Below are 12,503 nucleotides of genomic sequence, written 5' to 3'. Positions count from 1 at the left end.
TGTTGGTTGACATCCATTCGATAGGCTTTCACGAATAGCTAGCCACCGTCACTCATATCCTCTAATGCCTTTAGCTTTTTTTCAAATTGCTTCTGTCTTCGATGGGCCCAAACATACCACACCGCCATGATGCCAGCGGTGATTGCCGTTACCAGCAGTACTACCCCATACTCCCTTTCTTCAGCTGCCTTAGCCAAAGTAAAAATGGTATTAAACGCAATAACAATAAATACGGCTACCCAGGCAGAGTGTTTATTAATAAAGGCAATACGTGCATTGTTTTTAAACTGCTTTTTCAATTGTTGTACATGATTGCTAGTTTGCGCATTACTGCCAAACGCAGCCACTCTTCTAAGCCAAAGCTGATAGCCAAGCAAAGGGATAACGAGAGACATAAGACCAAAATACAAGACGCGAGCTGCAACCGGAAGCTCTTCCCAGTAATGTATAAAAATCCAAATGCCTGGCACCAATGACAAACAATCCATTAAAAAATAAAGTCGCTGCTTTCTTATTTGGCTTTTAAACGTTTTTTTCACCTCTTCCACATCTACATTCGACACGGGTTGGGCTTGCCATAGCGCGCTAAGGTCATTGTCACGGCTATTATCAGCGCTTTTGTTGTTATCATTCATCAGAGTTTCCTTCCAATACACTTGCTTTAGCACGCTTTAAAATAACCCCTACATGCGATTTAGTGAGGCCGCATATATCTGCAATCTCATCGTAAGATAAGCCTTCTAAAGAAAGGGTAAGTACTTGGCGTGGCTGTACCGCGAGAGCGCGTACTTTAACGAGTAATCGCGATAGCGATTGTTGCTGGCTGGTGGCGGTTTCAGGGGAAATTTGCGACGCTTGCTCAATAACAACGTCATCATTGTACTCGTCGGTGTCGATGCGCTTCACCTGATTGGCCACGTGAGTAACGGCGCGGTTATGGGCTATTTTTAGAATATAGGTTTTTACACTGCTATCGCCTTTGAAACGAGTAAGCCCCTGCCACACAGCTATGGCTATTTCTTGTAGCAACTCTTGCTGTAGCGCATGGTTAGCCTCGTAACTGTTTGCGACACGGCTTAATAAACTGCCGTACTGCGCAAACACATCTTCAAATCCTTGCCCCAATCTCTCGTCCTCAGTATTTCTTATTATTAACTGCGCTGCATTGCCAACTATTACGGTAAAAGCCACTCATTTACTTTTCTAACATGCATGTTTTGACAGAAATCATTCGTGCTTATTTTGTGTAGTCTGGGGCTAGCGAAAAAAATTACATCTATCTGTAATTTTTTTTGAAAGCCAAAGACTAGTAATGATGAAGAGGGTGGTGAAAGCACCTTCATCGGTTACAACACTTTTACCTTGGAGCACACTATGTCTACGCTAAGCATTTTTTTACTTATTGGTTTTATTGCCACTATCGCCCTTGGCGCAAGTTACTTAGATGCCAAGTTTCAATGGCGCCTCAACGACTGGATGAACGGCACCTGTAGCAATCCTTTCATTGCTAGTAAAGCGACACAGCAACAACAGCTTATTGAGAAAAAAGATAAGCAAATTGAGGCTTTAATTGAACGGGTAGAAACCTTAGAGGCGATAGTCACAGAGCCCGCATTCGAGCTTAATCAAAAAATAAATGCACTTAAGTAAGGCTTAACTACTTAGGGGTGGTCGACGCATAAACATGGGTACTTTACCCATCGCTATGGCGTTGCCCACCAGCACCACTACTACGCCAAGTACAGACAGCCAGCTCCACCTATAACCTTCAAAAAAAGTGGAGATAACAAGTGCCACAATGGGATAAACCAGTACCACATAAGCCGCTTTGTCTGCGCCTATTTGCTTTAGTAGCTTCATGTACGAGCCAAACGCCAACACCGAACCGAAAATAGCCAAATAAAGCAACGAAATATAGAACTCAGGGGCAGTAGGAATGACCAAGGTGTCGTTTGTGAACCACGCGGTAACATAGAGCATCATCATGGCATAGCTCATGGCGTAAAAATTCATTTGAATAACCGGTGTGCCCGAGGTGAGGATCCGCTCTGAAATAACGTTACCAATTGATGCACTGAAAAAAGAAACAAATGCAATGGAAAGGCCCGCCACTAACGCAGCGTCCATCGATACTTTTGAAAACTCAGGCACGAACAAGCAAATAATACCCGCAAGCCCAAACGTAGCGCCCACCACCACTTCTAAACGAATAGGCTGCTTTAACCACCACCGCCGAAGTACCACATTAAAGTAAATAATGCTGGAACTCATAAGAGCGAGTAACGCGCTGATAATATGCGCCTGCGCCATATATAGCAGGGTATAGTTGAGGCAATATAGAAAGAAGCCTACTCCAGCCATTTTAATGTGTATGTGCAGCGGTAGCTTAAACGGCAAGCCGCGCACTATACAAAACAGCCCTAAACACACTGCAGCTAACGTATAGCGCCATGCAACGGCCAAGGTTTCAGCGGTATGCCCTATCTGATACGTGATGGCAATCCATGTAGATCCCCAAATGAGTGTACAAACAGCAAAGAGCACGCCATTGCTCATGGTTGAGCATCTATAAACTGAATTAGATGGTTTATAGCCATGTTAAACAGCCGCTGACGAGACTCATTCGCCATCCACGCCGTATGAGGGGTAACAATAAGATTGGGAATAGTACCCGTTAACAATGGATGATCGGCTGGGGGAGGTTCTTGAGATATAACATCAACCGCCGCGCCGCCTATTTTTCCGCATTTAAGCGCATCCACCAGCGCGGCTTCGTCAATTAGCCCGCCTCTGGCGGTATTAATAAGAAAACTGGTAGGTTTCATCAACGACAATCGACTTTCGTTAAAAAGGTGGTAGTTATCATCCGTTAGTGGGCAATGCAGGCTAACCACATCGGCGATAGGTAATAATGATTCTAATGAAGGTCGAGTGTCTCGCTTGTTATCGATGCGCCCCTCTGAAGAAACGCCGCCTGGCCGCGCTGCAATACTCACCTTCATACCCATTGCGATAAATAGCGCTTCAACTCGCTTTCCCAACTCTCCATGACCTACTATAACCGCGTGCTTTCCAGCAAGCTCCACAATGGGATGCTCGGTTAAGCAAAAGTGCGGCGATGTTGCCCATTTACCTTGGTTTACATCGTTATGATACTGAGGAAACGCAGTGGCTAAATTGAGGAGCAACATTAAAGTATGCTGGGCAACACTGTCGGTGCCATAACCTTCCACATTCTGCACGGGAATATTGTGCGTTTGGCAGTAACTAGTATCTACGTTGTTAGTACCTGTGGCCAATACACCCACATACTTTAGCACCTTGGCGTGTTGCAGCGCCTCGCTATCTAATACTACCTTGTTGGTAAGTACGATATCGGCATTCGCTATTCTGGCAACGACCTCTTCCGGAAGGGTGTTGTCATAGCAAGTTAGCTCAACATTTACGTTGTTGAGCAATGACGTATCTAATGTGTCTGAATTCAGTAAATCTGCACTAAACGTTTCAGCATCAAGAAAAACCCCTGTTAGCTTTTTATGAGTATGTTTTTTCGTGCTTTTAGTGCCTGCTTGGGCGGCTTGACTATTGGCCACCGGCATTTCCTTGATTGACTACCTCGCCGATAGACTCGCAAATAGACTCAAGGGCGGTTTTTATATTAACGGGTATAGGCACTGCTTTGTCAGAGAGTCTGTCGACAAATACATGTACAAACTGACCGTGCGCCACGCGGCGTTTGGCGTCACCGGCATATACCGACAAACCGTAAGTAACCGAACTTCGTCCTAACTTTATTACCCTTAACCCAACGTAAATTGTTTCGGGGTAGGCGGCGGGAGCAATGTATTGGCATTGACTGCTAACGACATAAGCAACAGCGCTACTTTCTTGAATATTAAGGCCACCTTCATCAATTAAAAAGCGATTTACAGCAGTATCAAAAAAGCTGTAATACATCACGTTATTAATGTGACCGTAGGCGTCGTTGTCTTGCCAGCGAGTGGCAATTTCAAGGTGATAAGGGTAATCGTTGAGCGATGGAGTAATGTCTGTCATGCGTGGCGTTATCCCAAAAGTTAAAAATGTGGAAACTAAAGCAATACCAAATCGTCGCGATGTACAACCACGTCGGTCGTTTCATAACCTAACACATCCGCGATGTGCTGCGACTTCTTCCCTTTTATCAGTATTAAATCTCGAGCGTTATAAAGGGCCAAGCCTTTGGCAATAACTTGGGCTTCAAAGCAAATTTCTACTGCTTCCCCTTGGTTAAAGTTACCTTCTATGTTCGTTATACCTGAAGGTAACAATGATGCTCCGCGGTCAACCAAAGCGGCTTTCGCACCTTCATCTACATGAATACGGCCACACGTTTTAAGCGTATGCGTTAACCATAAACGTCGTGCTTTTTTAGGTGAATTGCTGGCATGAAATAAGGTGCCAGGAATAGAACCGTTTAGCATCGCATCGAAAGACGCCCCTTTTCTACCATTCACGATAATAGTTTGTATACCACTACTGGTGCATTTATCTGCCGCTTCAATTTTTGTTTGCATACCACCTGTACCCACTGAAGTACCCGCACCACCAGCGAGTTTATAAATCGATTCATCGATGTTGTGCACTTCACTGATTAATGTAGCGTTTGGATCTTTACGGGGATCAGCCGTGTACAACCCATCAATATCGGAACAAATAATCAGTGTATCGGCTTGAGCGACGAGCGCGGTATATGCACCAAGGTTATCGTTATCACCCACTTTTAGCTCGTTCACGGCGACGGTATCGTTCTCATTAACAATGGGAAGCGCATTATGATTTAGTAGTTCTCTTAGGGTGTTTTTAATATTCACATAGCGAGTGCGGTCTCGAAGATCGTCGGCTGTAAGTAAAACCTGCGCACAAGGAAAGTCGAAAAAGCGTTGCCAGTTTGCCATCATTTGGGTTTGACCAATGGCGGCCATCGCCTGCTTTTCGGCAATAGATGCATTGTGGCGAATTTTCACTTTGCTTCGCCCTGCTGCCACGCTGCCCGAGGAAACCAAAATAATTTCTTTGCCAGATTCACGGCTTATCGTGATGAAGCGTGCTAATGCCAATAAAAATCGGGCGCTACACTCATCGCCATTTGGCGCAATAAGGGCGCTACCTACTTTAATTACGGCACGCTGCCAATTGAGACGGTTCATAAGAAGATGATGCAAGAAAACAGGGGTTAAGAATACGACACTTCGCTTTTTAAACAAACGTTATGTTACAGTTTTTTGCGTTAAAATAGGGCGAGTTTACGGCCAAAAACTGGGATAAAAGTAAAAGGGCTTATATAATAGTTCGCTTATTTTATTATAAAAATAACCGGGAATCTCCATGAATAAGCACCAACGACACCTTTTCTGGCTTGCGCCAGTGTTGTCTATGCTGATTTATCTTCCATTCGCCAACGCAGCAATAAATCAAACAAAAGGCGATTTTGAAGATAAGTTCCGTCAGCTAGATGAATCACTTCCTACCCCCAATGTATATCGAAATGCAGCGGGTGAGCCGGGTCATCAATACTGGCAACAACAAGTAGACTACAAAATTGACGTTAAACTGATTGAAGATACACGCCGTATTGAAGCCAGTGAAACCATTACTTATCACAACAATGCACCCGATACGTTGAAGTATTTATGGATCCAATTGGATCAGAATAAATTCCGCGACGATTCTATGTCAGCTCTTACCACTACGTTTGGTGGCATAGGCAACCGAGGCCCTGCAACGAAAACAGCCAGTGGCAGTAAGCCTGCTCAACTGAGCATGGCAGCACTTCGCCGCCAGCAGTTTGTTGACGATAACGAGTTGGGTTACACCATTTCACGAGTGCAAGACAGCGCAGGTAACGATTTACACCACGTTATCGTTGGTACGCTAATGCGTGTAGATTTAGCGCAACCTCTTCAACCTAAAAACAACGTCACTTTCGATATCGATTTTGCGTTCAATATTGTTGAAGAAGATGCCGTTTCTGCTCGTGCGGGTTACGAACACTTCCCAGATGACGAACGTGAAGGCGGTAACGATATTTTCTTACTAGCCCAATGGTTCCCTCGTCTAGCGGCTTATACCGATTACGAAGCATGGACAAACAAAGAGTTTATTGGCCGTGGTGAGTTCACCTTAGAATTCGGTAACTACGAAGTTGATATTACGGTTCCAGCCGATCATATCGTTTCTTCTACCGGTGTATTGCAAAACGCTGACGACGTGTTAACTAGCACGCAACGTAAACGTTTGAAAGAAGCGGAAGATGCTGAGCGAATTGTATTCGTGGTTACGGCTGAAGAAGCGCTAGAGAACGAAAAAGCGGGTACCAACAAGCAAAAAACATGGCGTTTTAAAGCCGAAAACGTACGTGATTTCGCATGGGCTTCATCACGTAAATTTATGTGGGATGCCCGTGGTTACCAGCAAGGTGGGGATACGCAACCACTAGTGATGGCGATGTCTTTCTACCCGAAAGAAGGTGGTGAACTTTGGGAAAAGTACTCTACTGAATCTATTATCCACACTATGGATGTATACAGCCGCTTTAGTTTTGATTATCCGTATCCTGTAGCCCAGTCTGTAAATGGACCTGTAGGCGGCATGGAATACCCAATGATTACCTTCAACGGCCCACGCACCGAGCTTCGCGATGATGGCTCTCGTACTTATTCTTTGGCTGAAAAGCGCTTTTTAATTGGTGTAGTTATTCATGAAGTCGGTCATATCTACTTCCCAATGACAGTAAACTCTGATGAGCGTCAGTGGACATGGATGGACGAAGGTTTAAACAGTTTCCTAGACGGGGTTGCTGGACGTGAATGGGATCCAACCATTCCATGGGGCGTTGAGCCTCGCGACATTGTCAGCTACATGAAATCTGAAACACAAGTGCCTATCATGACCCAGTCTGATTCGGTACTTAAACTAGGTCCTAACGCTTACACCAAGCCAGCCGTCGCACTAAACATTCTTCGTGAAACCATTCTTGGCCGTGATTTGTTCGATTTCGCCTTTAAAGAATATGCACAGCGTTGGATGTTTAAACGCCCTACACCTTCTGATTTTTTCCGTACTATGGAAGAAGCTTCTGGTGTTGATTTAGATTGGTTCTGGCGCGGTTGGTTTTATACTACCGATCACGTTGATATCAGCCTAGATAGCGTTTACAAGCTTCGTTTGAACACTGAAGATCCTGATATTGATTTCGCCCGTGAGCGTGAAGCCGAACTTGATAAACCAAAGTCACTTACCGATATTCGCAATAAAGAAGAAGGGAAAGAGCTTTGGGTAGACCGTTTCGAAGATATCAAAGATTTCTATGACGAAAACGATCGTTACACAGTAACTAACAAAGAGCGCAACAAGTACCGTAGTTTCTTGAAGAAACTTGAGCCTTGGGAACGTAAAGCGTTTGAACGTGCGGTACGTGAGGACAAAAACTACTACGTGCTCGACTTTAGCAACAAGGGCGGCTTGGTTATGCCGATTATTCTTGAGCTAGCATTCGAGGATGGCACTACACAAGAGATGCGTATTCCTGCTGAAATTTGGCGTCGTACACCGAAAGCGGTAAGCAAGCTGATTGTCACTGAAAAAGGCAAAGAGCTAGTAAGCGTAACGGTTGACCCACATTGGGAAACCGCAGACGTAGATGTTGAAAACAACCATTATCCGCGTCAAATCATTCCTTCACGTATTGAAGCGTACAAGTCTAAGCCTCGTAACACTTACGAGTATCGCGATCTTATGAACGACGTAAAAACCGAGCTAAAGACCGACGATGATGACGAAGACGAAGATGACAACTAAGGTTATGCCTTTTCAGTTATCTGCTAAAAACCACAAGCAGAGCCTAACGGCGCTGCTTGTGGCTGTTTTTTTATGTACCGGTTTATTCAGTACTTGGGCTAACGCGCACCAAGTTAAAGCCGCTATCACAACAGTGTTGTTCAACCCTAGAACGCAAAACATTGAAGTAATGCACCGCTTTAACCTGCACGATGCCGAGCATGCTGTAAAAGTGCTGTTTGATAAGCACGCCGATATTATGGAAGAAGAGAAAACCCAACAAGCCTTCGCTGATTACGTGAGCAACCATTTTGCGTTGTTAAACGGTGAGGAAAAGTCATTAGACTTAGGTTTGGTCGGTTTTGAGTTGGATGGTAATCACTTTTGGGTGTACCAAGAAACCGCTCAACCGCCAGAGTTAGATGGTTTGATGATTCGTCACGATGCCTTACGTGATTTGTGGCCAACGCAAGTTAATACGTTAAACGTAGAAGGGAATGGGCCTTTAAAAACCCTGACCTTCACCGACAACGTCACCTTGCTTGAAGTGGAATTTGCTAGCGACCATCATTAATGCACTAAGCGCATTATGTACGTGTTACTTAATCTTTATTCAACTTCCTATTACTGATTTAAAGCACTGCCACTTCGCAGTGCTTTTTTATATCCCCCTGAAGTCTTATTCCCATTTGCGTTAATCCCGCCTAAGTTAACCTAATACCCAGTTTTTAGAACAATCGGTTTATATTAATAAATGAATGTCGATTTTTATAAAAAAGGGACAAGTAAGGGCATGCTTTTAACTCACACCATGGGGACTTTCTATGAGCGATAATACAACCACCAATGCGTTTTCCAATAACAAGAATATTATGTGGGTGCTACTTAGCGGCGCCATGGCACTTACCTTCATTGTGATGATGTTTTTACCTAACAGCGGCACGGGTGAGGGCATGATAGCGGTATATTCAGCCATGCTATGGTGTGGAATATTTGGCGCGGCATTATTTCGCTATATGACAAGAAATGGCTGGGTAGGGTTCGCAATAGGCAGCGTAGTTGGCCTTATACTACAAATGGTAGCTCAGATAGTTTAAACGCCTATATTGAGCACCGGTAATTTGAGAGCTGATTGTGTGATCATCGGTAGTTTTATCCCCAGTAGCGTAGCTAGAGCTTCGTAACACCTCAATGCAGCACTATTTAACTAAGCAATATACAAAAAATTAAGAAGTAATCGACCAACGACACTTTAGCGTATAAGTACTAAGATAATTTGGTACTCGTAGGCTGGATGCCGTAGGTTGGACCTCACAGATTGGGTCTCACAGGGTGGTCTTCATTAAATGGGGCTGCCCGCGTTTCATAAAAGATTAAAGGCTTCCAAGGTTACTTCATGGCAAAAAATACCGATGAACGAAAAGCGCGAGCAGTACCGTCTTCTCGAATTGGGAGAGTAGGGCGCCTAGGTGCTTTGGCAGGCAAAATTGCGGGTAATGTTGTTACTAATGGTGCCAGCCAATGGATTAAGGGCGAACGCCCTGCACTTAGCGCATTGTTACTGACACCAAAAAATATTACCAACATTGCCGATCAGCTCGCCACCATGCGTGGTGCCGCCATGAAGCTAGGTCAGCTTATCTCTATGGATACGGGCGACTTTTTACCGCCAGAACTCGCTACTATATTAGCTAGGCTAAGGGAAGATGCCGATCCTATGCCAAAAGCCCAATTAGATACCACGCTAAAGGCTCAATGGGGAGAAAGTTGGCATGATGACTTGCTATATTTTTCCTATGCGCCCGTTGCCGCCGCTTCCATCGGTCAGGTACACAAAGTGATTACTATGGACGGGAAAATGCTGGCCGCAAAGGTACAGTATCCTGGTGTACGTAAAAGTATCAGTAGCGATGTTGATAACGTAGCAACACTGATTAAACTCACAGGTTTGGTGCCGAGTTCGTTAGATATTGGCCCGCTGTTAGAAGAAGCAAAAATTCAACTTCATCAAGAAGCCGACTATCACCGCGAAGCCAGCATGCTATCGCGCTATAAAGACGCGGTTACGCAGCATAACGATGCTGAATTCGCTACCCAATTTGTAATACCCAGTGTTCATCCACAATTAACAACAGACTCTGTGCTGACAATGGACTTTATTGAAGCTAGCCCCCTTGATGCTGCAATGAACGCTCCCCAAGAAACTCGCAACAAGTTAATGACGTCACTATTCCAATTATTTTTTAACGAGATATTTGGCTTTAAGCTACTTCAAAGCGACCCGAACTTAGCCAACTATCGATACAAAGAAGATACTCAGCAATGGGTATTACTAGACTTCGGGGCAACGCGTGAAGTACCAGACGATATTGCGATGGGCTACCAAGCTCTGCTTCAAAGTGCTGCCAGCGGTAATAAACAAGACATGCAACACGCTGCCCTACAAATTGGCTTAATAAACCAAGAACACAGTGTTGCACAGCAAGATCTTGTTGTGGCATTGGGAATGGAAGCGTGTGAAGCAATTAGAGAAGACGGCCCCTACGATTTCGGCAATAGCGACCTGTTGCCAAGACTTCATGACAAAGGCGTGGCGTTAACCATGCAGCATGATTTTTGGCACACACCGCCAGTTGATGCATTGTTTATTCATCGCAAGTTAGGGGGGCTGTACATGTTGGCTAAGCGATTAGGCACACAAGTTAATATGCGCGCCGCCGCAGAGCCTTGGCTAAAGCCCTGAGATTACAGCCCTGACCTAACGCCTTGGCGGCCGTCCAAATATCACCTTAGCACCGTAAGTAACTAATAAGGCAACTGCATGCTAAATGGTAACGCCATTTGTTCTGCACTTTTGGGTGGGTTACCAATCATTTCGTCATAGGGGGAGTCGTGTTTCATAACGGCTTGCTGGACAGTGCAGTGAGAAAATACTTCTCGTATTTGGCCTGTACTGAAAAAACGCATGGGTCGGTCTTGCTTGTCGTACACCATGCCGCTTTTGTCCCCCACGGTTAGGTAGACCAAATAAACGTTCATCTCATACGACTGAACTTCAAGATAATCGATGTTTAAAGACTTACCTTCAATATGGGTAAATAGAAACTTGTGCATAACCGCCCCTCAGCGCACGTAAATCAACCGATGACTTTTTTGATAATTTTTACGCTGCTTCTTACGGTGCTGGGGATAAACAGGTTCATTACGATGGTATTGATGCTTGAGTATCGGTATCCTCTGAAGACACGCTTTCAGCCATATTGCTGAGTGTCACACTAGAGCGCACAGCCCTAACGAGCATGATCATACTGACCAAACACGCGCCACCAAATATGGCCGAAGGAATAACAAGCCCACTTCCTAGCCACATCAGTGGAAATATCAGTAGTCGAGGCCCTTCTAGCGCTAACGCCAATTTTGAACCGGCCAAAACAAACCCATTTTGGATACTCATCGCCACTATTGTCGCCACCAATATTAACTGGTGAGCACCACTTAATTCTTCAATAAAAAGCAATAAGTATGCGGTGATAGACAACACGATAACGTGCTGCACCACACTGTAATAAGTAACAGGGGCAGCCAATGTAGGATTAAATTTTTTGAACGAGGACAGCGGCGCCTTTTCGAAGGGAAAGCGTTCGGCCACGTCTTTGGGGCGCCACCCCGTGCGACCAAACCACACACGCAGTTTATCTTGCCAACGTGTGGTGTAAAAGCTGTCTTTGGCTAATTGACTATAAAGCTGTGCATTCGCCCACAAAGGGTTAAAACTTTTCAATGCACCGCGAATGCCGAATACCGGTTTGTCACTTTCTAATTCTGGAATAAAGGTATTGAATAAACGATCCCATATGATGAACACACCACCATAATTCTTATCGATATAAACACGGTTTTGGGCGTGATGTACACGATGGTTCGAGGGGGTAACAAACCATTTTTCCATCCAGCCTAGTTTATCAATATGCTGAGTATGTACCCAGAATTGATATATCAAGTTAAGTGCACCAACGGTAATTATCATCTCGGGCGGAAAGCCTACCAACGCCAATGGCAGATAGAAAATCCAACTGAAAATAGCACCACTTGTTTGTCGAAGTGCGGTAGTTAGGTTGTAATCTTCGCTAGAATGGTGCACCACATGCGCAGCCCATAAAATACTCATTTCATGGCCCATGCGATGATTCCAATAATAAAAGAAATCGTACAATATGAACGCAGCTACCCAGACCCAATGCGAATAACTCAGCTCGGTAAATGCAAAAGTATTAAACACCAACACATAAAAAGTGAGCGGTATAAGTTGATGCCCAAGGGCCATTATTCTCGATAACACGCCCATGCTTAGACTGGTAATCGCATCGTTTGCACGATAGTGACCTGTTTTTTTTCGCTTATCGACAAGTATTTCAATGGCGATAAGAAGAATGAATACAGGAATAGCAAAAAGAATGACAGTCATAATATCTACGCATTTTAAACCCATTTGAATTGTTAATAATATGTAGCAAATAATCAAGTTATTTTATATTTCACTGCAAAATTAAGGAATTTATAGAATGATGACACCAAAGTTTCTCCTTGTAACATTTCTTAAAACTAGCTGCTATCGCTAAGAAATTGCTACAAATTACGATCGAATTGCGAACCAATTACGTTAAAAAGTGTTCTAAATAAGGAAA

General features: G+C 44.3%; 13 protein-coding genes. 5 read left to right on the top strand and 8 right to left on the bottom strand.

The window, feature by feature from the left end:
• Positions 1–38: 38 nt before the first annotated feature.
• Together KYS23_RS13400 and KYS23_RS13395 are read right to left on the bottom strand one after the other, a co-directional pair.
• A complete protein-coding gene (locus KYS23_RS13400; RefSeq protein WP_159534172.1) occupies positions 39–635 on the bottom strand; it encodes a hypothetical protein in 597 nt (198 codons plus the stop codon).
• Positions 628–1,125: an RNA polymerase sigma factor gene (locus KYS23_RS13395; RefSeq protein ID WP_129740708.1), complete on the bottom strand. Its 498-nt coding sequence runs from the start codon at positions 1,123–1,125 to the stop codon at positions 628–630. The genes KYS23_RS13400 and KYS23_RS13395 overlap by 8 nt, the downstream gene beginning before the upstream one ends.
• A gap of 249 nt (positions 1,126–1,374) precedes the next feature.
• Between KYS23_RS13395 and KYS23_RS13390 the strand changes: the two genes are divergently transcribed.
• Positions 1,375–1,650: a hypothetical protein gene (locus KYS23_RS13390; protein WP_159534174.1), complete on the top strand. Its 276-nt coding sequence runs from the start codon at positions 1,375–1,377 to the stop codon at positions 1,648–1,650.
• A gap of 3 nt (positions 1,651–1,653) precedes the next feature.
• Here KYS23_RS13390 and KYS23_RS13385 read toward each other — a convergent pair whose 3' ends face one another.
• Genes KYS23_RS13385 through proB form a run of 4 tightly spaced genes read right to left on the bottom strand, consistent with a single transcriptional unit; the run spans position 1,654 to position 5,189 of the window.
• Positions 1,654–2,556: a DMT family transporter gene (locus KYS23_RS13385; protein WP_159534176.1), complete on the bottom strand. Its 903-nt coding sequence runs from the start codon at positions 2,554–2,556 to the stop codon at positions 1,654–1,656.
• Entirely contained in the window at positions 2,553–3,593 is a 1,041-nt protein-coding gene (locus tag KYS23_RS13380) for a D-2-hydroxyacid dehydrogenase (RefSeq protein ID WP_218419062.1), read from the bottom strand. The genes KYS23_RS13385 and KYS23_RS13380 overlap by 4 nt, the downstream gene beginning before the upstream one ends.
• Entirely contained in the window at positions 3,583–4,056 is a 474-nt protein-coding gene (locus KYS23_RS13375) for an acyl-CoA thioesterase (RefSeq protein ID WP_159534180.1), read from the bottom strand. The genes KYS23_RS13380 and KYS23_RS13375 overlap by 11 nt, the downstream gene beginning before the upstream one ends.
• 35 nt (positions 4,057–4,091) lie before the next feature.
• Positions 4,092–5,189 (bottom strand): glutamate 5-kinase, encoded by a 1,098-nt coding sequence (gene proB, locus KYS23_RS13370; protein WP_218397556.1) that lies wholly within the window; start codon positions 5,187–5,189, stop codon positions 4,092–4,094.
• 226 nt (positions 5,190–5,415) lie between these two features.
• Between proB and KYS23_RS13365 the strand changes: the two genes are divergently transcribed.
• From KYS23_RS13365 to KYS23_RS13350, 4 genes are all read left to right on the top strand, one after another.
• Positions 5,416–7,839 carry a M1 family metallopeptidase gene (locus tag KYS23_RS13365; protein WP_420838760.1) on the top strand — a complete coding sequence of 808 codons (2,424 nt, stop codon included), beginning with the start codon at positions 5,416–5,418 and terminating at the stop codon, positions 7,837–7,839.
• Positions 7,829–8,392: a DUF6702 family protein gene (locus KYS23_RS13360; protein ID WP_201299289.1), complete on the top strand. Its 564-nt coding sequence runs from the start codon at positions 7,829–7,831 to the stop codon at positions 8,390–8,392. Before KYS23_RS13365 ends, KYS23_RS13360 begins: the two co-directional genes overlap by 11 nt.
• 250 nt (positions 8,393–8,642) lie before the next feature.
• The gene (locus KYS23_RS13355; protein ID WP_013786762.1) at positions 8,643–8,915 is read left to right on the top strand and encodes a hypothetical protein; all 273 of its coding nucleotides are present in this window, start codon (positions 8,643–8,645) and stop codon (positions 8,913–8,915) included.
• A gap of 299 nt (positions 8,916–9,214) precedes the next feature.
• A complete protein-coding gene (locus KYS23_RS13350; RefSeq protein WP_218419058.1) occupies positions 9,215–10,561 on the top strand; it encodes an ABC1 kinase family protein in 1,347 nt (448 codons plus the stop codon).
• 62 nt (positions 10,562–10,623) lie between these two features.
• Here the strand turns inward: KYS23_RS13350 and KYS23_RS13345 are convergent, their stop codons facing one another.
• Both KYS23_RS13345 and KYS23_RS13340 read right to left on the bottom strand, forming a co-directional pair.
• On the bottom strand, positions 10,624–10,932 hold the full coding sequence (locus tag KYS23_RS13345; RefSeq protein ID WP_159534186.1) for a DUF6482 family protein: 309 nt from the start codon (positions 10,930–10,932) through the stop codon (positions 10,624–10,626).
• An 88-nt stretch (positions 10,933–11,020) separates the two neighbouring features.
• Complete coding sequence (locus KYS23_RS13340) at positions 11,021–12,283, bottom strand: sterol desaturase family protein (protein ID WP_218419056.1); 1,263 nt, start codon at positions 12,281–12,283, stop codon at positions 11,021–11,023.
• Positions 12,284–12,503 lie beyond the last annotated feature (220 nt).

This window comes from Alteromonas lipotrueae, assembly GCF_019249255.1.
GTDB lineage: Bacteria > Pseudomonadota > Gammaproteobacteria > Enterobacterales > Alteromonadaceae > Alteromonas > Alteromonas lipotrueae.
This window is presented reverse-complemented; position numbering and strand designations above follow the sequence as displayed.

Coding starts and splice junctions, on each gene's coding strand:
- KYS23_RS13400 (WP_159534172.1), bottom strand. CDS start 635: ATGAATGATAACAACAAAAGCGCTGATAATAGCCGTGACAATGACCTT.
- KYS23_RS13390 (WP_159534174.1), top strand. CDS start 1,375: ATGTCTACGCTAAGCATTTTTTTACTTATTGGTTTTATTGCCACTATC.
- KYS23_RS13385 (WP_159534176.1), bottom strand. CDS start 2,556: ATGAGCAATGGCGTGCTCTTTGCTGTTTGTACACTCATTTGGGGATCT.
- KYS23_RS13375 (WP_159534180.1), bottom strand. CDS start 4,056: ATGACAGACATTACTCCATCGCTCAACGATTACCCTTATCACCTTGAA.
- proB (WP_218397556.1), bottom strand. CDS start 5,189: ATGAACCGTCTCAATTGGCAGCGTGCCGTAATTAAAGTAGGTAGCGCC.
- KYS23_RS13365 (WP_420838760.1), top strand. CDS start 5,416: ATGCTGATTTATCTTCCATTCGCCAACGCAGCAATAAATCAAACAAAA.
- KYS23_RS13360 (WP_201299289.1), top strand. CDS start 7,829: ATGACAACTAAGGTTATGCCTTTTCAGTTATCTGCTAAAAACCACAAG.
- KYS23_RS13355 (WP_013786762.1), top strand. CDS start 8,643: ATGAGCGATAATACAACCACCAATGCGTTTTCCAATAACAAGAATATT.
- KYS23_RS13350 (WP_218419058.1), top strand. CDS start 9,215: ATGGCAAAAAATACCGATGAACGAAAAGCGCGAGCAGTACCGTCTTCT.
- KYS23_RS13345 (WP_159534186.1), bottom strand. CDS start 10,932: ATGCACAAGTTTCTATTTACCCATATTGAAGGTAAGTCTTTAAACATC.
- KYS23_RS13340 (WP_218419056.1), bottom strand. CDS start 12,283: ATGACTGTCATTCTTTTTGCTATTCCTGTATTCATTCTTCTTATCGCC.